15 protein-coding genes are annotated in these 20161 nt (G+C 46.2%); 8 read left to right on the forward strand and 7 right to left on the reverse strand.

The window, feature by feature from the left end:
* Positions 1-11: 11 nt before the first annotated feature.
* The 4 genes from VHA02S_RS11700 to radD all read right to left on the reverse strand — a co-directional run bounded on the left by VHA02S_RS11700 (position 12) and on the right by radD (position 4290).
* Positions 12-1361 (reverse strand): ATP-binding protein, encoded by a 1350-nt coding sequence (locus VHA02S_RS11700; protein WP_029789443.1) that lies wholly within the window; start codon positions 1359-1361, stop codon positions 12-14.
* The gene (locus tag VHA02S_RS11705) at positions 1351-2010 is read right to left on the reverse strand and encodes a response regulator transcription factor (protein WP_005442273.1); all 660 of its coding nucleotides are present in this window, start codon (positions 2008-2010) and stop codon (positions 1351-1353) included. Before VHA02S_RS11705 ends, VHA02S_RS11700 begins: the two co-directional genes overlap by 11 nt.
* A 31-nt stretch (positions 2011-2041) precedes the next feature.
* Positions 2042-2461, reverse strand: a complete 420-nt coding sequence (locus tag VHA02S_RS11710) for a PepSY domain-containing protein (protein ID WP_005450617.1) — start codon at positions 2459-2461, stop codon at positions 2042-2044.
* A 77-nt stretch (positions 2462-2538) separates the two neighbouring features.
* Positions 2539-4290, reverse strand: a complete 1752-nt coding sequence (gene radD, locus VHA02S_RS11715) for a DNA repair helicase RadD (RefSeq protein WP_038898846.1) — start codon at positions 4288-4290, stop codon at positions 2539-2541.
* A gap of 74 nt (positions 4291-4364) precedes the next feature.
* Between radD and rsuA the strand changes: the two genes are divergently transcribed.
* The 3 genes from rsuA to VHA02S_RS11730 all read left to right on the forward strand — a co-directional run bounded on the left by rsuA (position 4365) and on the right by VHA02S_RS11730 (position 7398).
* A complete protein-coding gene (gene rsuA, locus VHA02S_RS11720; RefSeq protein WP_009698137.1) occupies positions 4365-5066 on the forward strand; it encodes a 16S rRNA pseudouridine(516) synthase RsuA in 702 nt (233 codons plus the stop codon).
* Positions 5067-5533: 467 nt separating this feature from the next.
* On the forward strand, positions 5534-6736 hold the full coding sequence (locus VHA02S_RS11725) for a Bcr/CflA family multidrug efflux MFS transporter (protein ID WP_005450614.1): 1203 nt from the start codon (positions 5534-5536) through the stop codon (positions 6734-6736).
* Entirely contained in the window at positions 6736-7398 is a 663-nt protein-coding gene (locus tag VHA02S_RS11730) for a DUF2913 family protein (RefSeq protein WP_005450612.1), read from the forward strand. Before VHA02S_RS11725 ends, VHA02S_RS11730 begins: the two co-directional genes overlap by 1 nt.
* Before the next feature lie 71 nt (positions 7399-7469).
* On the opposite strand, the gene VHA02S_RS11735 is transcribed toward VHA02S_RS11730, so the two are convergent.
* Both VHA02S_RS11735 and VHA02S_RS11740 read right to left on the reverse strand, forming a co-directional pair.
* Positions 7470-9191 (reverse strand): solute:sodium symporter family transporter, encoded by a 1722-nt coding sequence (locus VHA02S_RS11735; protein ID WP_038898847.1) that lies wholly within the window; start codon positions 9189-9191, stop codon positions 7470-7472.
* Positions 9192-9324: 133 nt separating this feature from the next.
* Positions 9325-11427, reverse strand: a complete 2103-nt coding sequence (locus VHA02S_RS11740) for an alpha-galactosidase (protein ID WP_038898848.1) — start codon at positions 11425-11427, stop codon at positions 9325-9327.
* A 232-nt stretch (positions 11428-11659) separates the two neighbouring features.
* On the opposite strand from VHA02S_RS11740, the gene VHA02S_RS11745 reads away from it, so the two are divergent.
* Positions 11660-12721, forward strand: coding sequence for a LacI family DNA-binding transcriptional regulator (locus tag VHA02S_RS11745; RefSeq protein WP_009702488.1), 1062 nt, complete (start codon positions 11660-11662; stop codon positions 12719-12721).
* On the opposite strand, the gene VHA02S_RS11750 is transcribed toward VHA02S_RS11745, so the two are convergent.
* Entirely contained in the window at positions 12718-14178 is a 1461-nt protein-coding gene (locus VHA02S_RS11750) for a DUF2867 domain-containing protein (protein WP_038898850.1), read from the reverse strand. The genes VHA02S_RS11745 and VHA02S_RS11750 overlap by 4 nt on opposite strands.
* A gap of 95 nt (positions 14179-14273) precedes the next feature.
* Here VHA02S_RS11750 and VHA02S_RS11755 point away from each other — a divergent pair, with 95 nt between their 5' ends.
* From VHA02S_RS11755 to VHA02S_RS11770, 4 genes are all read left to right on the forward strand, one after another.
* A complete protein-coding gene (locus tag VHA02S_RS11755) occupies positions 14274-15650 on the forward strand; it encodes an MATE family efflux transporter (RefSeq protein WP_005450606.1) in 1377 nt (458 codons plus the stop codon).
* 129 nt (positions 15651-15779) lie between these two features.
* Complete coding sequence (locus VHA02S_RS11760) at positions 15780-16451, forward strand: ABC transporter ATP-binding protein (RefSeq protein WP_005428554.1); 672 nt, start codon at positions 15780-15782, stop codon at positions 16449-16451.
* The gene (locus VHA02S_RS11765) at positions 16432-18885 is read left to right on the forward strand and encodes an ABC transporter permease (RefSeq protein ID WP_038898851.1); all 2454 of its coding nucleotides are present in this window, start codon (positions 16432-16434) and stop codon (positions 18883-18885) included. Before VHA02S_RS11760 ends, VHA02S_RS11765 begins: the two co-directional genes overlap by 20 nt.
* Entirely contained in the window at positions 18885-20009 is a 1125-nt protein-coding gene (locus VHA02S_RS11770) for a lipocalin-like domain-containing protein (protein WP_038898853.1), read from the forward strand. Before VHA02S_RS11765 ends, VHA02S_RS11770 begins: the two co-directional genes overlap by 1 nt.
* Positions 20010-20161: the final 152 nt, after the last annotated feature.

The raw sequence follows: 20161 nt of genomic DNA on the forward strand, positions 1-20161 counted from the left end.
TGTAAGCTGACTTAAGCGCGGCTCTTTTGCAGAATCAAGGTGGCTTTTAACCCTCCCATTTTACTCTCTGATAATTCAAGTTGACCGCGGTAACTGTGCGCCATTTCACTGACAATGTTTAAACCTAAACCGGATCCTGGCGTTGTTTCATCCAGACGGTAGCCACGCTTTATTACTTGGCATAATTGCTCAGGAGGAATACCCGGACCGTCGTCTTCAACAATGATATGAATGTTGTCTTTATCTAACGTTGAATGAACACGAATGATGCTGTTCGCCCATTTGTAGCCATTTTCCAGTAAGTTTCCCACCATTTCATCCAAATCGGTTTTCTCTACGGCAACGTTCAATTCAGAATCAAGCTCGTTAATCAGTGTGACGTCACGATGTGCGTAGACCTTGTCAAACGCCATGGATATGGCATCAACGCGCTCTGAAGGGTTCGATTTCACCGAAAGAATGTTCATTGAGCCAGCCATACGAGCGCGACCTAAGTGGTAATCGATGTGTTGTTGGATCTGTGTGATTGGCGCGTTCAAGCGTTCTTGTTCTTCAGGCGTGAAGTTTTGCACTTCGTTTTTTAAAACCGAAAGTGGTGTTTTCAGCGCGTGAGATAAGTTTCCTGCATGATTGCGTGCACGTTCAAGTAGCTCTTGATAGTGAAAGAGCAGGGCATTAAGGTCAGAAATCAAAGGTGAGATTTCTTTCGGATAGTCTTCTTCCAAGCCTTTCTTGTTGCCTGATTTCAGTTCGGCTAACTCTCTTTGCAGCTTGGTTAGCGGACTCAATGACCAGGCGATTTGCAGCAAGATAACCGCAAGAACACCAGCAAAGAGCAATCCTAAAATGATCCAAAGCTGCCCAGTTAAAGACTGAATCGTGCCTTCAATTGGATCTTCGTCAATGCCGATGATGACATCAATGGGACCATCGTAATCCGGTAGATAAAGGGTCTTTTTCAACGTGATAAGTTTTTCATCACGTGCACCAAAGGCGTCTTTATCCAATCCTTTGTACTCAATTTTCTTATCCCATAGTGAACGCGAACGTTCTAGGCTTGTGTCCGTTGATGCGCTCCAGTAAAGACCACTGTATGGACGATTAAATCTTGGGTCGGAAAGTTGAGTAGGAAGGGTGAGTTGACCTTTACTGTCGACTTCGAGCTGGGCGGCAATCTCGTCCATGTAGACATTCAATTGGGAGCGAGTGTCGTCCACCATATAGCTGTAAACTTGGGTTGGGATCGTGACGCCCGCCGCGAGGATCATCGCAGTGAGCCAAACGACCGCCGCTAGCACTAAGCGGCTTTTGATGCTCAGCCGCTTAAGAATGTGCATGGGAAGTTTGCTTCTATTCCGCATTCAATTGATACCCTAAACCGCGGACGGTTTTGATGATTTTTGGGGCGATCTTCTTGCGAATACGACCGATGAACACTTCGATGGTGTTTGAGTCACGGTCGAAGTCTTGCTTGTAGATGTGTTCTACCAACTCGGTACGAGAAATGACTTTCTCTGGGTTGTGCATAAAGTAGGCAACAACTTTATATTCCAATGCGGTTAAGCTGACCGCTTGTCCTTGCCACAGTACTTTTGAGGAGCGTGTATCTAAACTCAAATCACCAATCTGCATGACAGGTGAGGCGTTACCTGAAGCACGGCGTAATTGAGCGCGAAGGCGAGCCGTTAGCTCAACCATTTCAAATGGCTTGGTTAGATAATCGTCGGCTCCGGCATTCAAACCCTCAACACGTTGAGATAATGTGTCACGGGCACTCAAAATAACAACTGGCGTATTAATGTTTTCGTCTCGAATACCTTTAAGGACCGTTAGACCATCTAGTTTTGGTAAACCTAGATCGAGCACAATTGCATCCCATTCTTCAGAGGTCGCACGGTAAAGCGCGTCGATACCATCTTGGGAAAGTTCTGGTACCCAGCCATTGTTTTCCAACGTTTCTAAAATCTGTTCGCCTAGGCGAGGTTCATCTTCGACAACAAGTATTTTCATATTCTTTCTTCTAATTATGTTTGGATATCGGTTACTGCGGCTTAAGAGCTTTATTGAAGTTACGCCCTTTGATCTCGAGCATCTCTAGTGTGGCAGCGTCGTATTCCACTTTTATCACACTGTCATTGAACAAGATTTTCAGCTCGTAAACCCATTCGTCATCGTCTTCTTCAAGTTCAACTTTAATAATACGCCCATACAAATCATTCTCCACTGCTGCGTACATATCGGAGAATGGGCGAATGTAACCTTTTTGAACGGCACGATAGACTTCATCTTGATCTTCATCGAATTCAATTCGAGTTCCCGGTTTCTCAACGTCACGAACGATGGCATGACCATCTTTTTCATCATGATGATCATGGTGAGATGCAAAACTTGGTGCTGACAATAAAAGTGGCACTAAGCCTAGCAGCACGGGAAGTTTGCGCGGAGTGAAGGAGGTAGACATAGCAAAGCCTTTTTCAATGAGTTACGACGATTATATCGTGCTGTACATGAACAGAAAGTGAATTCGTGAGCATTCGCTTATCTTAGTTCGTCGTCAAAGATCTTATCGCGCAGTTTCCAAAAACGCCCTGACTTTCTAGCAATCACGAATTGTGGCAGACGGAAACGATGCTGGTTTGCCACGACTCTGGTTGGCGACGCCTCTTCAAATGGACGATGTTTGTCAGCAAGGTGAGGGCGTACAAACTGGTCTTTGAAGATTTGCTTCTGTTTTTTGGTATTCAGTGACCAGAATTCGTGAACCAATGCATTTCCTTCTCCTTGATAGGTTTCACCGGAATACGTCACTTTCAACTGTGATTTGCCATCACTGGACTTAAATACTGACAAGTCCATCTCGGTACATTCAAAGATCAGCGCATCTTTTAGGTTCAATGCTTCCTTGAGCTTTTTGTCTGGATCAACCAGCGTGGCATCACACTCATGACAAATACGCGCTGCAATGTCGTTATCAGCGCCACATTCGCCGCAATATTTAGCTCTAAATCGATAACCGCAATGCTCACGTTCTCCGGTCTCATCGTCCTCAAAATATCCTTGGCAACGACGACCAAAGTGCTCCAGCAAAAAGCCATTGCTATCCAGTTTTCCCCAGAAATTGTTATTAAAGCCGCAAGCGGGGCAAGGGATGGTGATGATTTCGCTAGTGGAATCTGGCTTCGGATCGCCCACTTCAGGCTGATATAAATCATAGCTGTTGCCAGCGTAATCCAGTACGAGACATTCTGATTTGCCTTCCGACAGACGCAAACCACGACCAACAATTTGCTGATACAAGCTGACCGACTCGGTTGGGCGCAGAATCGCGATTAAATCCACATGTGGTGCATCGAAGCCCGTGGTTAAAACGGACACGTTAACCAAGTACTTTATCTCACGATTCTTGAACGACTGAATAATGGCATCGCGCTCTGGTGTTGGCGTGTCACCAATCACAATCGCGGTTTCGCCTCCAGGCAATAAACCATGGATTTCTTGTGCATGGCGAACTGTAGCAGCAAATACCATTACGCCTTTGCGTTCTTTGGCGTATTGAATGATTTGTTCAACGATCTGTGGTGTCGCTCGCTTAGCTTTGTCGATCACCATGTCCATCTCAGCTTCTTTGTATCGACCTGTGTTTGCTGGTTTGAGTTGTGAGAAGTCATAAGATAGGACTGGCGCGTCCATCATGCGAGCTGGTGTTAAGAAGTTTTCATCCAGTAAGTAACGGATAGGGAGTTCGAAGATACAGTCTCGGAAAAAGCGTGACTCTTCCGTGCGAACTTGTCCACGGGTGTGATACTGATAGATCCAGCCCATGCCTAAGCGGTATGGGGTTGCGGTTAACCCCAAAACTTTAATGCCTGGGTTGAGTTCTCTTAGGTGCGTGATTACTTTTTGGTAGCTACTGGTTTTTTCGTCTGGCACGCGATGGCATTCATCAATCACTAACAAGGAAAATTGATTCTTGAAAGAGTCCAGATTGCGCACTACTGATTGTACAGAAGCAAACACCACTTGCTGATCGGTTTCTTTACGTCCAAGACCCGCTGAGAATATTGAGCCTTTCAGTCCATAGCCTTCGTACTTAGCGTGGTTCTGTTCCACCAGCTCTTTTACATGAGCAAGTACTAGGACGCGCCCTTTGGCAAGTCTTGCTAGCTCTGCAATGACCAAGCTTTTACCTGCACCTGTAGGCAGCACAATGACTGCTGGTGTGGTGTGTTTACGAAAATAGTGAATCACCGCTTTAACAGAGTCGGCTTGGTATGGTCGAAGGGTGTACATGAAAATCTGTGAAATTGCTCAACTATTCGAATTAGGATCGCTATAATACCCGACCTTAAACATTAGAGGTATTCATGCGTTTAGATAAATATTTGTGTGATGGGCTGGGTGCGACTCGCAAGCAGGCAACGAAGATCATCAAAAGTGGCGAAGTGACCGTTGATGGCGAAGTACAAAAGAGTGGTGCTTTCAAAGTGCCAGAAGGTGGTGTGGTTGAGTGGGAAGGGCGCGAAGTTGGTGCTCCTGGTCCTCGTTACATTATGTTGTACAAGCCTGCGGACTTTGTGTGTTCACATGAAGATGGGCATAACCCAACCGCATTCGTGTTGCTTGATGAGCCAAAGGTAGAAAACCTACACTTTGCTGGTCGCTTGGATGTGGACACTACTGGTCTTGTGTTGATCACTGACGATGGTCAATGGTCCCACCGTATTACGTCGCCAAAACACAAATGTGAAAAGACGTACCGCGTATGGCTTGTGGATGCGATTCAACCTGATTACGTTGAAAAGTTTGCCGAAGGTATTGAGTTACGTAATGAACGCGAACCAACATTGCCTGCCCACCTTGAAATTGTAAACGAAGCTGAAAACGAAGTGCTGTTAACGATTGTGGAAGGTAAATACCACCAAGTGAAGCGTATGTTTGCTGCGCTCGGCAACAAGGTTGAACACCTTCACCGTGAGCGTATTGGTTCAATTGTGCTTGATGAATCGCTTGAGCCGGGTGATTACCGATTCTTAACAGAAGAAGAAGTCGAATCAGTAGTGAAATGATTCACTCTGGTTGGAAGTAATTGCTGTTCTGGGAAATTGTTTAATTCCTGATAGGAACTAGTGTTTTGGTAGGAAATCGCTCAGAATGGGGATTCCTACCAAATAAGTCTTAGTGTCTGAACAAGACGCGCATTCGCCGCTCATAAACGCAGGCAGAACTGTATTTAATCTGAGAAAAGTCTTTTCTCTTGTTGGTCCTTACTGACGATAAGTACAGACGGTGTTAACGTCGTCGCCTCTTCGTTTTAGCTCGGTTACTTTTTCGTTCTGCATACTCATCATGCAGGTTTTAGCGTCGAGTTAGGCAAGACCGCCTTGGTATACTTTCGTCTTTTATGATCTTCTCAATAGTAAGGATACTATGCACTGTCTCCGTGATTGTTACGGATTCGGGGTAAGGGAAGCGTCAATCATCTATCTCAATCAATGTGGAATGTTGATGGGAGGACACAACAAGAGGTAAGGCAATGACAGAAAAAGCCCAAAGTGCTCCCCAGTCACAAATCAGTTTTTTATTGTTCCTTGTACTCGGTGCAATTGGTGCGTTGACGCCACTTGCTATCGATATGTATTTGCCGGCTATGCCAACCATCGCTAAAGATCTTGGTGTAACCGCAGGTGCTGTACAGATTACGTTAACGGCTTATACAGCAGGCTTCGCAATAGGTCAGCTGATTCATGGTCCGTTAGCCGACAGCTATGGTCGCCGACCTGTACTCATTTTAGGTGTGCTCTTTTTTGGTTTGGCAGCGGTAGTCAGTGCAACGACTAACGGTATTGATGCGCTTACTTATGTGCGTACGGCACAAGGTTTTGCTGGTGCGGCAGCGGCTGTGATTATCCAAGCGGTTGTACGAGATATGTTTGACCGTGAAGATTTTGCGCGTGCAATGTCATTCGTGACGTTGGTGATCACGATTGCACCTTTGGTTGCACCGATGATTGGTGGTCACCTCGCGATCTGGTTCGGTTGGCGTTCAATCTTTTGGGTGCTCGCTATCTTCGCGGTTGTGGTGATCTTGCTTGTTCTATGGATGATTCCAGAGACATTGAAACCAGAAAACCGTCAGCCATTAAGATTCAGAACCACGATTCGTAACTATGCACGTCTGTGTTCTAACCCTGAAGCGTTAGGGTTAATGCTCTCAGGTGCGTTCTCGTTCTCAGGCATGTTTGCATTCCTGACTGCGGGTTCATTTATATATATCGATTTATACGGTGTTCGGCCAGACCAATTTGGTTACCTATTTGGCTTGAACATTGTGGCAATGATCATCATGACCAGTCTCAATGGTCGCATGGTGAAAAAGGTCGGTTCCCATTTTATGCTGCGCTTCGGTCTAACCATCCAGTTGATTGCTGGTATTGGACTGTTTGCTGGTTGGATGCTTGATCTTGGTTTGTGGGGCATCGTGCCATTTGTAGTGCTGTTTATTGGAACCTTGTCTACGATTGGTAGTAACTCGATGGCGCTGCTGTTAAGTGGCTACCCAACGATGGCAGGCACTGCATCTTCACTTGCTGGTACTCTGCGCTTTGGCACAGGTTCATTGATTGGTGCGCTTGTTGCAGCAATGCCCGGTGGCGTTGCGTGGCCGATGATCGTTGTTATGTTTGCTTGTTCAGTGCTGTCTGCACTGTTTTATTGGACTTTAGGAAGAAAGGCGTAATGTCTAATTACACCAAAGAAATTCAAAATTTAGTTAACGCTGCTTTGGCAGATTTAGACCAAGAGCATCGCTCTGGTAAATTGGCAAATGCACCAGTAGCGAACAATCATTACTTGGTTCGTTGGGTAACCAAGGCGCTGAAATCACAGCGTTTTGGTCGCGCTGTGGGTGATGATCTAACGCGTTGGCAAAAAGCAGGTCGCTCAAAAGGCAACGATGCTGGTTTGCTATTTATCTTTAAACGCATCTCAGGCTTTTACGCGCAGTTTTTCCCTGAAGGTGAAGAGTCTAAAGTGATCAAAGATTCTGACATTGAAGCGTTTCTTGATGCGATGGAGCAAGCGGGCTGGGAAGTGTCAACTTCTGAGCAGTTAGTTGGCTGCGGTAAAGTACAAATCTACACAGAAGGTCAAAACTCACTAGCCTTATGTGCTGACCAGTGTGAAAGCTGTTTTGATGGTGAGCTGTTGGTAAAACCGATGAGTTGGTTTGTTCGCGGTAACCACGCAGAGTTCGTTGAAAAAGCATCGCAAGCAGGTTACATGGTGCACAAGGTCACTGACTACAAATCGATGGTGAAATACCACGGTGAGTACCTTATCTTCCCTGCGAACGAAGGCAATCAATTGGCAGAGATTCCACTGTCATTTAAAGCAGACTAATTCATCTATCGCATCATAAAAAATCGGAGCCTGTGCTCCGATTTTTTATATCCGTGACTTATCGATCTTATTTATGGCATGTACATGTCATTCAGTTTAGTCACTTGCTTATGCTTTCTACGCTTGATGAAGTAGTTAGAAACCACGCCGAACATCAAGACCAGACCACAGAACCCGTACACTTGCATGATAGTCGGATCGCTTGAGACAAAACCGAAGTCTGAGAACATTACGTAAGCGCCCAATACCATGTAGATGATGACCGCTGATGCTTCAAAGCGGAATGACCACGGCGTCACATCGATATTCTCATTTACAGGCATTACGTAGTCTGTTTCACGTGGCATGAAGTGACCAATCGCAAACATCAGAGCAGTACACACGACGAATAGAATCGCCAATTGGTGTAGGAAGTGGATTGATGTACCAAAGACCAATTGCATCGCAGCGTAAGAGCTAACAAATACGACCAAAGCAACTTTAGCGGCAATAGCCGGTACACGTTTGGAAATGTAGCCTACAAATACGATGGTGAAGATAGGCACACTAAAGAAGCCCGCAACCATTTGTAGGTATTGGAACAAGCCTTCTGGTGCGTACATGATGAAAGGGGCAATACAGACCGAAATGATCGCAATGATAACGCCGAAGATACGACCTTTCCCGACTAACTCTTCATCCGATTTGCCTTTGCCAAATAGTGGCTTGTAAACGTTCAAAGCAAACAAGGTTGTTGAGCTGTTCAATACACCGTTAAAGGTACTTAGGATTGCGCCGAACATGACCGCAACAAAGAAACCAACAAGCGGCTTAGGCAATACCTCGTTCACCAAGCGTGTGTACATCGTGTCTGGATTGCCTGCATCTGCGCCAAACATATGGAAAGCAATGATGCCCGGAATGATTAGGAAAAGTGGAGAGATAACTTTAATCGCACCCGCGAGAATCACACCTTTCTGACCTTCTTTCAGGTTCTTCGCGCCAAGTGCACGTTGGATAATAGATTGGTCAGTACCCCAGTAGTACAAGTTCACCAACAATAGACCTGTGAACAGGGTAGAGAACGGTAGTGGATCGGTTTCTTTACCTACGGATTGCAGCTTTTCTGGGGCGGCAGTCAGCAATACGTCTAAACCTTCCATAAAGTTACCGCCGCCTAATGCCATCAGACCAAATACAGGGATCATCAAACCGCCGGTGATCAAGCCTACGCCGTTGATTGTGTCTGCAATTACCACGGCTTTTAGACCGCCGTAAATCGCATAGAAGAAACCCAGCAAACCGATAGTGGCAGAAATAAGGGCGATAGAGCTGAACTCAGAAATGCCCAGTAAACCTTGCACATCAAAGATTTCGCCCAGCACCACTGCGCCAGCGTAAAGAGTGGTAGGAAGAATGTTGATGACGTATTGGCACAAGAACAACAGGGTAACGAACTTCTTCACTGACATGTCGTACCGGCTTTCTAAGAAGTCTGGAATAGTAGTGATGCCTTGCTTGAGGTAGCGAGGAACAAGCAGCAGCGCAATGATAACCAGTGTAACGCCAGATGCCACTTCCCAACCCATCACACTCATGTTGTGGGTGTAGGATTGTGCACTCATGCCAACAAAGCTAGTAGCACTCAGGTTGGTAAGAATCAAGGAGCTGGCAATCAGCCCACCTGTTAAGCTTCGTCCACCAAGGAAGAAACCGTCTTGAGAGGTGTTTTTATCGTTTTTAACTTTGCTGTAAGTGAACACCACAACAAAGCCTGTAAACAGCAAGAACGAAAGTAATACTGTAATAGACATTTTGTTTCCTTAACAAGTTAAGCAATTAAGTTTTGCTTGTTAGTTGTAGGGTGTCCCTCTAGCGCGTATAGGAGTGTTTTATCAGGAACAACGCGAAGTTGAAACCCGGTCGCTAGAGGGCACAGATAGAGGTTTAAATTTTCTTAAGGTGTACAATCAGTGCCGATTCAGGGTCGAGAATCGGAAGCGTCACCCCAATTTCCTTTAAGTTATCGCCACTTAACGTCAGGGTTTTGTCTAGCCATTGCGGACGTTGCTTCATCAACTGGAAGCTGGTCTTTGGCATTTCAACAATCTTGACTTCGTAACGGGCATTTTCATCCGCACAACTGACGCGGAGTGGAGATGGCAGCGCATGATTTGGCATTGCTAACTGACACACCGTAATCAGCATCTCTTGTCCGTTCTCAACGCCATAGATGTTCTGGTTTTGATCGGCAGGGTCGATGCGGAAAGTACGTCCCGAATGAAGCAAATCGCGATACTGTTTGTGCAGTTGAATGTAATGAGCAAAAGCCTGTTTTTCTTCCGTGCTTTCTTTTACTGGATCGAGCTCCACACCCATGTGACCACTTAACGCCGTCACTCCACGCATGTTGATCGCATGGCGACGATTGGTTGAGTGACACTCTGCAGGACCAATGTGAGCGCCCATAACTTCAGGTGGGAAGAAGTAGCTCATACCACGTTGAATCGCTTGACGTTCCAGCGCATCGTTACAATCAGAAGCCCAGAAACGGTGAGTGCGTTTCAGGATTTCAAAATCAATACGACCACCACCCGAAGAGCAAGACTCAATTTCAACCGCAGGGTGCGCAGCTTGAAGCTCGTCCAGCAAGCGGTAAAGCGCTTTAGTTTGACCATGCACAGCAGGTTTACCTTGGTGCCCTGGTTGAACCAATTCACGGTTCATGTCCCATTTCAGGTAACCGATGTTGTAACGAGTCAGTAAGTCATTCAAACGTTCAAACAGGTAGTTGAAGCAATCTTGGTTTTGCAAATCCAACACGTATTGCCAGCGACCGGAGGGCTGGTGGTAGCCTTGCAGACTTAATACCCAATCTGGGTGTTGGCGATATAGATTTGAGTCTTGGCTGACCATCTCTGGCTCAACCCAAAGACCAAACTCCATGCCTTTGTTGTTTACGTGCTCGATGACAGGCTCAAGACCATTTGGGTACTTTGTTTCATCCAAGTACCAATCACCGAGTGCAGCGCGTTCGCCATCACGACCTATGAACCAACCATCATCAATGATGAAGCGCTCGACACCCATCTCGGCGGCTTCGGTCGCCATCTGCATGATGTATTCAGGTTTATGATCGAAGTAGATGCCTTCCCACGTGTTTAAATGAACAGGACGAGGCTTGTTGTTTGGAAATTGAATAATATTGGCACGAACGAACTCGTGGAATCGCTCTGATATTCCATTCAAACCCGAGTTACTGTATGTCGCGTAAAGCCATGGTGATTGGTAGGTTTCACCGCTTTGTAAGTGCTTTTCACCAGACAGTAGTAGTTCACCTGCTTGAACAAAACGGCGACCGTCACTACGAACATCGGCACGCAGTTGATGGTTACCACTCCAACCAAGGTGAAAGCCCCAAACTTGCCCCAATTGCTCACTAAAGCCATTGGTGCCCGCGAACAAACCTGGGAAGTTTTCGTGAGAGGTGCGACCGCGGCGGTTTTCTTGCATAAAGCCACCATGCTCAAAGCTCAGACGCTGAGTCTGAAACTCATGACACCAACGCCCGTGGAACGTCATCAGCTCGTTTGCATGGTTAGGAAGTGGCAGAGTAGAGGAGAGCTTACCCAAGCAATACTCACCGGCAGTTGTGTTTGTTACGGTGATGCGTTTTTGTACCACATCACTGTTAAAGTCCAGTTGTAGCTCAATCAATAATTCAAGACCGGCAATGTCATCTTGCAGGGTAAATGTCGCGCTGTTGTCATCGTGCTCTACGGATGTGGTTGTGAACACGGGAGCCCAGTCTTCGCCATTGCGATGTCCCTCAATCCCAGGCGCATTAAAGTGACCGCTGCCCAACTCAGGGCAGAGTGATAAGGGTACGTCGACATCAAGGCGAGCCTGAGATATAGGGCGCTCGGTTGAGAGCATTAAATCGGGATCGATCTGAGCGATTTTTGCGCCCCAATGAAGGATTTCAGGAACACGATCCACTTTAATGATCATGCTGTGATTCTTGGATTTTAAGTGAACAATTTTTTGCATGTTGTTTCTCTGTTTTCGCAAATATTTAGTCTGCAAATAATCATGCGCTTGTTTGGTTTTATTTCGATTGAATAGCCGTTTAAATGTGACTTTGAACAGGTTTTAGAACGCAGTTTTGTGTGATAGATCTGCTGTTTTCGGGAACATTTTTTCATGTTTTTTACGACATTGTTCACGAGAACATTCGAATAAATTTGGTAGAGTGAACAGCAAATCAGAATAGGAGAACGCAGTGGCAGTTACGTTTAAAGATGTTGCACGGTTAGCAGGTGTCTCGACGCAAACCGTATCGCGCGTAACCAACGGCGCGGATAACGTCGCAGAAGAAACACGAAAGCGAGTTAACGACGCAATCAAAAAGCTTGGATACGTGCCGAACAAAGGGGCACAAATGTTGAGCCGAGCGAAGTCGCGGATCATCGGTATTGTCTCTTTGGATATCTCACTGCACGGTGTGGCTCTTATTGCTAATGGCGTTCGCAACCAAGCACATGAGATGGATTACGCGACGGCGCTGGCAGTGTTAGGTGACAACTCCATTGAGGAATTCCGTAGTGCAATCCGAGAGCTTATTGCCCAACAAGTTGATGCCATTATTATCAACGCTCCGGTAACCAGAGAGATGGCAGAGACCCTAGTGGAGCAGTTCAGTCAGCTCACGCTGGTTTTTATCGATGTACCCGAGGGGACGCCCGTTAATTCTCTCAGTTGTGATCATAAATCTGGGGCAAATTTGGCGATCTCCCATTTGATTGAGTACAAACGCGAATCTTTTGTGTGCATTTCTGGACCAAAGGCATCCACGGCTTCTCAGATTCGTTACCAAGAATGGCAGTCACAGATTCAGCAGCATGGACTGATGCAAACGGCATTCTATGAGGGGGACTGGCAAGCAGTTAGTGGATACAACGCCATTAAAGATGCCGTGTTAAAAGGTGTCCCTTTTGATGCTGTATTGGTGGCGAATGATCAGATGGCGCTTGGCGTGTTATGCGCGCTTTCGGAGGCGGGTATTAATGTACCTAAAACCGTATCTGTGGTTGGGTTTGATGGCATTCAAGATAGCCAATTTTTCTCACCCCCTCTGACAACGATTAAGCAAGATTTCAACGAACTTGGACGAAGGGCGGTCAAGTTAGTGCTGAGTCAGATGGAAAAAGGGCAAGGTGTTGTGTCAGAAGTATTGCCTGTCAGCTTGGTTGAACGACAAAGCACATCAGCAAAGGCGGATACACTTTATGACAAGCAAGAAATACTTGCTCATCTAGAAAATATCCGCCGATTATTGCCTTAACCGTCAGGTTGGACTTTGCTTTGGCTTTCCAGCACTTCTGCTTCTTTGGCGATGGCTTTCACCATTCCTTTAAAGATAAATAGGTGCGCGGGCATCATCGCAAACCAGTAAAGTAAGCCCGGAAAGCCTTGTGGGTGCCACCATGCGGTAATGTCGAACTCACGCTCTTCGCCATCGTCTTTAATCGTGATTTCCAAACGACCAAGTCCCGGTCCTTTCATTCCAAAGAACAGTGAGAGGAACAGGTTCTCTTCACAGCGAATGACTTTCCATGAATCAATGAAGTCACCCACCTTAAGCTCTGGTCCTGGTGGTGAAACTCGAATAGGTTTCCCACCACCAAAGAAGATATCGAGCCACTCGCGGGTTCGCCAAAGGAGATTGGCAAAGTAATAGCCTTTTTCCGGGCTTCCGATCTTTTGCGCGACTTTCCAAAGTGATTCCGCAGAGGCTTTTGTCTTGATGTTAGCTCCCGCTTGTTTTGGATAGTACCCGTAGCCTGGTTGCCAACGTTTGAGTGCTGCAGGCTCAAATCCCCAAACATTACTGCGCACAAAAGTCCCTTCAGTTGCTATGGTGTCTGTAACGGACTGCTCATAGCTGATCAGCTCTTGAGGGAATCGCTCATGAATGGCTTTGGTATCAGCAATGTAATCGTGTTCCAAACCTGCAAGTAGCGCTTTACCAATACTTGCGGGGACAGATGTCACAATAGCTAACCAATACGATGCCATTTTAGGTGTCAGCAGGGGTGTTGAACAAAGTCGGTAAGGTTTCTTAGTGACCTTACAGATTACTTCAAATTGATCGCGATAACTTAGTGTATCTGGGCCACCAACTTCATAAATTTCACTTTCTGTTGGTTTGGTTTCTGCCAATTCAAGCAAATAGTGATTGAGGTTGGGTAGGGCGATTGGGTTGGCTTTGGAGTCTACCCATTTAGGTGCAATTAGAATCGGCAGGTTATAGACAAAGTCGCGCATGATCTCGAATGCCGCAGAACCGGGACCGATAATTACGCCAGCTCTAAGTTCAGTAACAGGCACACCGGCTTGGCGAATGATCTTTCCCGTCGCTTTGCGTGCTGCCAAATGTTGAGAGTTGCCAGTTTGAGGCTGAATTGCACTTAAGTAAATAACGTGTTCTACACGACTTTTCTCAAGGGCATTTTTGAAGTTCTCTGCGAGGTTTAATTCGTATTCAACAAAGTCGTGACCTTGCGCCATACCGTGCACAAGGAAGAAAACCAAATCAAAATCATTCACGATTTCGAGCGTCGCTTCTGCTTCGGCGAGGTCTAAATAAGTGAGTGTGAGATTAGGGTGTGGCTGAGTTCGGGATTCTAAATAGTCAATATGACGCGCCGCTGCCGTGACAATGTAACCTTTATCAAGCAGTTGTGGAAGAAGCTGTGAACCAATGTATCCTGAAGCCCCAAGTACCAACACCTTTTTCATTCTGAGTCCTTTTTATTGCTGGTGGATTAGTCACCACTGGGTATAATCATGAGACACTTTTCCCGTTCTATCAATAAGTTGTCGTCGGAGCGAGCATGACTTTTTTCTCACAATTGGTTACTCATGCTGATAAGTCGTTTTTACGTCGACTATTTGCTATCGCATTACCCATTACTTTACAGAGTATGATGTTCTCCAGCCGTGGCTTAGTAGACGTGTTGATGCTTGGTCAGTTGGGTGAGGCAGAAATTGCGGCTGTGGGTGTTGCAGCTAGAGCGACCTTTGTTACCACAATTATGTTGCTTGGCGTAACAACTGGTGGTGCCTTGTTAACGGCGCAATATTGGGGGGCGGGCGATAAAGTGGGGGTGCGCCAGAGTACTTCACTCACTTGGATGATCTCCATGGTATTCGCGGCTTTCACTGTCGTGTTATTTGTGTTGTTCCCCGAGCCCATTATGCGTCTGACAACAGATTCAGAAGAAGTGATTCGTCTTGGTGCCGATTATCTGGTGATCTCATCGGTCAGCATGTTTGCCGTGGCTTGTGTTGCCAGTATGGCGGTGGGTTTACGCGCCATGCATCAACCGGGGTTAAGTACGTTTTTTAGCGGCATCGGCATTCTGTCTAATATCTTTCTTAACTGGGTGCTTATTTTTGGGCAATTTGGCTTTCCTGCGATGGGGATTAAAGGGGCTGCCATTGCGACGGTCATCAGTGGCGCAATTGAAGTAACCTGTTTATTCAGTTATCTGTGGTTTAAAAAGCACATCATTGCTTTTGGCTTGGATGACATTCGTGCCAGCTTAGTTTTGGATAAAATCACCCGTTTCTTAAAACTTTCCCTTCCGACAACATTTAACTTCCTAGCATGGGCGGGCGGCTTGTTTGCTTATCACGCGATTATGGGACAAGCAGGCGTGCAAGGCTTAGCGGCATTGTCAGTAATGACGCCAGTAGAGTCGATTGCTCTTGCTATGATGATTGGCTCGTCTAACGCTGCTGCGGTATTGGTGGGTAATCAATTAGGCGCAAAGAACTTTGGTCCGGTTTACTACCAAGCGTGGGCAACCGTGATTCTCAATGTGTTGATAGCTGTTGTTGTCGCGATTTTACTTCTGCTCTCAAACCAACTTATTCTCGATGCCTTTAGTGCTCTAACGCCAGAAACGCGCCACCTAGCTGAACAGTTTATGGTGATTCTTGCGATCGGTGTGGTTCTTCGCTCTGTACCTATGATGGCTATTGTTGGTGTACTTCGTGCTGGTGGGGATGTGAAGTTCTGTTTATACCAAGATCTAATCGCGCAATGGGTGATCAGTATCCCTCTTGCTGCTTTTGGTGCAATTTATCTTGGTTTTGAGCCTCAGTGGGTTTATTTGCTGTTTTTGACCGAAGAAGTGGTGAAGTGGGGAACATGTCTACACCGCATGGCGAGCAAGAAATGGATGAAAAATTTGATCGAAGCTTGAATGGTGTCGCGAGACAAGTTGCATTTGTACTCTGATAGTGTGATCAACTATTCAAAATACTTCCTACCAACAGGATTTTAGTGTAGATTCTGATTCCAATTTTTAAACACCATTTGAGCGGCAAAATCAATGTTAAAACTGTCAGACCTATGTAAAGGCTATGTAGACGGGGGAGAATTTCATCCTGTACTACAAGGGGCAGAATTAACATTACAACAAGGTGAACAAGTTGCATTAATGGGGGAAAGTGGCTCAGGTAAAAGTACCTTACTCAACTTGATAGCTGGTCTTGATACCGCAGATTCTGGCGAGATCCAGTACCCAAGCTTCGCCATGCACAGCGCTCCAGAGCACTTAAGAACTCTATACCGCCGCAACAATATTGGTAATATCTTCCAGCAGTTTAACCTACTTCCTACTTTGAACATCGCTGACAACATCCGTTTTTGTCGCCAATTAAAAGGCTTACCAGAAGATAAAGGCTTGTGGCGTCAAATTCTTTCAGCTCTAGACCTTATGCCGCTTTTAGGTCGTTACCCTGAAGAAGTCTCTGGTGGTCAGCAACAACGTGCAGCGATTGCTCGTGCTTTGTACATGGAACCGAAAATCCTGCTTGCCGATGAGCCAACTGGTAGTTTGGATGAGCGTAATGCTGAAGCGGTAATGCGTTTGCTAACGAGTCTTGCTCGCCAGTTAGAGTGTACTTTGCTGCTGGTGACACACAGTGAAAAAGTGGCAGAACACATGGAAGGTCGAATCCGTCTTCAAGGAGGACAGCTGCATGTTATGGCCCGTAGTTAAGGCACTACTCGGTCATTACCGTCGCTATCCACTTCAAATCATTCTTGTTTGGCTTGGTTTAACCCTCGGGGTGTCCCTCCTTGTCGGTGTGACTTCTATTAACCAACACGCTAAACAGAGCTACGAAACCGGTGAGAAACTTTTTTCAAACCCTTTGCCTTACCGTATTCGTACTAAGCATTCTGCTAACAAAATTCCTCAGGGCTTTTATATTCAATTACGTCGCGCTGGTTTCAACCAATGTGCGCCTTTTGATATTCTTCATCTCGATACGAAAGCCGACTTAAGCCTGATGCTAGTAGGCGTTGATCCTGTAGCGCTGTTGCCGCTTCACCAAGGTAAATCACTTAAAGACCTTCCTATGTTGTCTTTAATGAAGCCTCCGTATCCTATCCTTGCTAGCCAAGATCTGGCTGCACACATGCAATGGAATGATGGCGACTTTATTGAGCTCAATGATGGCAGTCGACTTGGACCGCTAAAAGTCGATACGGACAACTTACTCTCTGGCACTCGCCTCGTTACCGATATTTCTCTTCTTCGTATGCTTAAGCGCAGCTCCGGTTTGTCCGCTATTGCTTGTGGTGAAATGTCCGAAGAGAAAATGTTGGCACTAAAAAATATGCTGCCAAACGGTATGACACTGGTGCGTAACAGCCGCTCCGAATTAGAGTCACTGACAAAAGCATTCCACATGAACTTAACGGCGATGGGTATGTTGTCGTTCTTAGTTGGCTTATTCATCTTCTATCAAGCAATGTCGCTGTCTTTTATTCAACGTCAGCGCTTGGTTGGTATCCTCCGTCAAACGGGGGTGAATGGCATGCAATTGGCGCAAGCGCTTATGCTTGAGCTGACCATCCTTGTTCTTGTTGCTTGGGCGTGTGGTAACTTCTTTGGTCTTATTTTGGCAAATGAGCTTATCCCTGCTGTCTCTTCAAGCTTGAGCGATCTTTATGACGCAAACGTCGGTTTGACGATTGGCTGGTCATGGGAGTCGAGCCTGTACAGTTTGGCAATGTCAGCGATGGGCGCTTTGATTTCGTGTCTGTGGCCGCTGATTCGCTTGTTAAAGTCACAACCGATTCGACTTTCTTCTCGGTTGTCTCTGATGCGTTTTGCTGGGCGAGAGTTCTCTTGGCAGGCTTTCGCGGCGTGTGCGTTCTGTGTAGCTGCAGTTGCCGTCTATCAAGCGCCAAAAACTCAAGAGTCGGGATTTGCGATTATCGCACTCATGCTGATCAGTGTGGCGTTGTTTATGCCGTTTTTGATGTGGCATATGTTCCAAAGCTTCTCTTACTCACTGCGTTGGGTTCGTGTACGTTGGTTCTTTGCCGATGCTGCAGCAAGTATGAGTTACCGTGGTGTAGCAACCATGGCATTTATGCTCGCATTGGCAGCGAACATTGGCGTGGAGACCATGGTGGGCAGCTTCCGTGATACAACGGATAAGTGGCTGAGCCAACGCCTTGCGGCTGATATCTATATTTACCCAACTAATAACTCAGCAGCACGCATGAGTGCTTGGTTAAAAGAGCAACCCGAAGTGGATGCTGTTTGGTGGCGTTGGGAAAAAGATGTCCCTACTGAGCGCGGTGCATTACAAGTGGTGAGCACGGGTTCTTCAGAAGGAGAGTTGGACTCTCTTACGGTGAAACTAGGCGTTCCAAATTACTGGTATCACTTGCACCATTCTAAGAGTTTAATGGTAAGTGAATCCATGGCTTTGAAGCTCGGCATTCGCCCTGGCGACTATATCGACCTTCAACCTCCTTTAGGGGGAGGTTGGCAAGTGGTTGGCGTGTACTACGATTATGGCAACCCATATAACCAAATCATGATGTCTCATCGTAATTGGCTGTACGCGTTTGCGGGCTCTGGTAATGTTGGACTTGGTGTTTTGCTGGAAGATAATGTCAATGGCGAAGGCTTGAAGCGTAGATTAGAGAACGTATTCCGTTTGTCCCAAGACCGAGTCTTTGATAACAACAATATCTACAACCAAGCTATGCGTGTGTTTGACCATACCTTTGCTATTGCAGGCACCTTGGGCAACATCACTCTGATCATTGCGGTATTTGGTTTGTTCTTTGCAACACTTGCGGGAGAACTTTCTCGGCAAAGACACTTCTCACTACTGCGGTGTATGGGTGTATCAGGCAAAGAACTAGTCATGTTGGGTGGTTTACAGCTATTTGTCTTCGGTACCATCTCAGCCATCATTGCGGTCCCACTTGGTTTAGCATTGGCACACTTGATCGTTGATATCATCATTAAACAATCATTTGGTTGGTCGCTAGAGTTACAGACGATTCCTTGGGAATACGCTCAAACGATCGCTTGGGCAATGTTGGCGATCATGATAGCAGGAGCTTTACCTGTTATCAGGATGATTAAGAGCACGCCAATGAAGTCATTGAGGGATGCGCTGTAGTGAAAAACATGAAACTCAAAAAGCTGCTATCTCTTTCTGCATTAGTGTTTGTCGTATTTGTCACCCTCGCGGGCATGACTCTTTATTTTACGTATTGGGCAGAAGCGACAGCAACTGAACAAAGTGAAATCAGCGATGTATTAAAGCGCGAAAGTAAGACTATCTTCGAGCCAGTTCTACCAAATGAGCACGTTTCGCTGCCGCATGATTTCCGTTTTCATCCAGATTACCAACATGAATGGTGGAACTACTTTGGGAAGGTGCAAGACAAGCACGGCAAGGTTTACAACATTCAATGGAGTTATTTCCGCGTTGCTACTGACGAGCGTGATACTCGAGGTTGGCAAAACCCACAATTGTTTATCTCTCATATTGTCGTCAGTTCTGGCTCGCATGTTTGGAAAGAGCAGCGTGTCGCTCGTGGAGGGATTGGGCAGGCGGGCATGACGAATCGTCCTTTCCGTTTATGGATTGACAACTGGACTTGGCGTGCGCTTGGCTCCACACCATTCCCAGGAAATCTTGATGTCTCGACCGATACGTTTGCAATTGACTTAAATACTACAACGAGCGGTCCTTTTGTTGTTAATGGTGACAAAGGGTTCCAAGTTAAACATGCGCTGCAATCTATCGCGTCTTTTAGCTTCAGTGCGCCGTTTCTCAATGTCAAAGGTACCCTTACCCTTAATGGACGTGAAATCCCAGTATCAGGCTCTGGATGGACACAGAAGGAGTGGGGAAGTGGTCTGATTGGCGAAGGGCAGCAAGGTTGGGATTGGTTTGTGTTTAACCTTGATGATGGACGAGCGCTTACAGTGAGTCGTTATCGTCATAATGGTCAGGTTCCTCATTTATTCGGCACACTATCAACGCGTTCTGGCAAGGTGATAAACCTAACAGAAAAAGAGCTGACGATGACGCCACTACACGTCACTAACTTGTCTAATGGAAGAAGGTTACCGCTTCAGTGGATCATCAATGTCCCCGGGCAAAACATCAATTTAACGACACGGATCATAAAATCGGACATGTGGCTTCCTTTTGTGATTCCATATTGGGAAGGACCGATACTCGCATCGGGTTCCAATGAAGCCTGGGGTTTTATGCAACTCACCGGTTACTAGAAATAACGAAAAAGCCACCCAACAAGGGTGGCTTTTTTGTTACTGAAACACGCAGTTTTCGGTGTAAAACCGCACGTTAATCACGAAAATTAGTCAGATATTATACTAACTTAATAGTAGTCTATGTGAATAGATTGAGCTTATAAGGAGAT

The sequence above is a fragment of the Vibrio harveyi NBRC 15634 = ATCC 14126 = KCTC 12724 genome, from assembly GCF_001591145.1.
GTDB classification, from domain to species: domain Bacteria; phylum Pseudomonadota; class Gammaproteobacteria; order Enterobacterales; family Vibrionaceae; genus Vibrio; species Vibrio harveyi.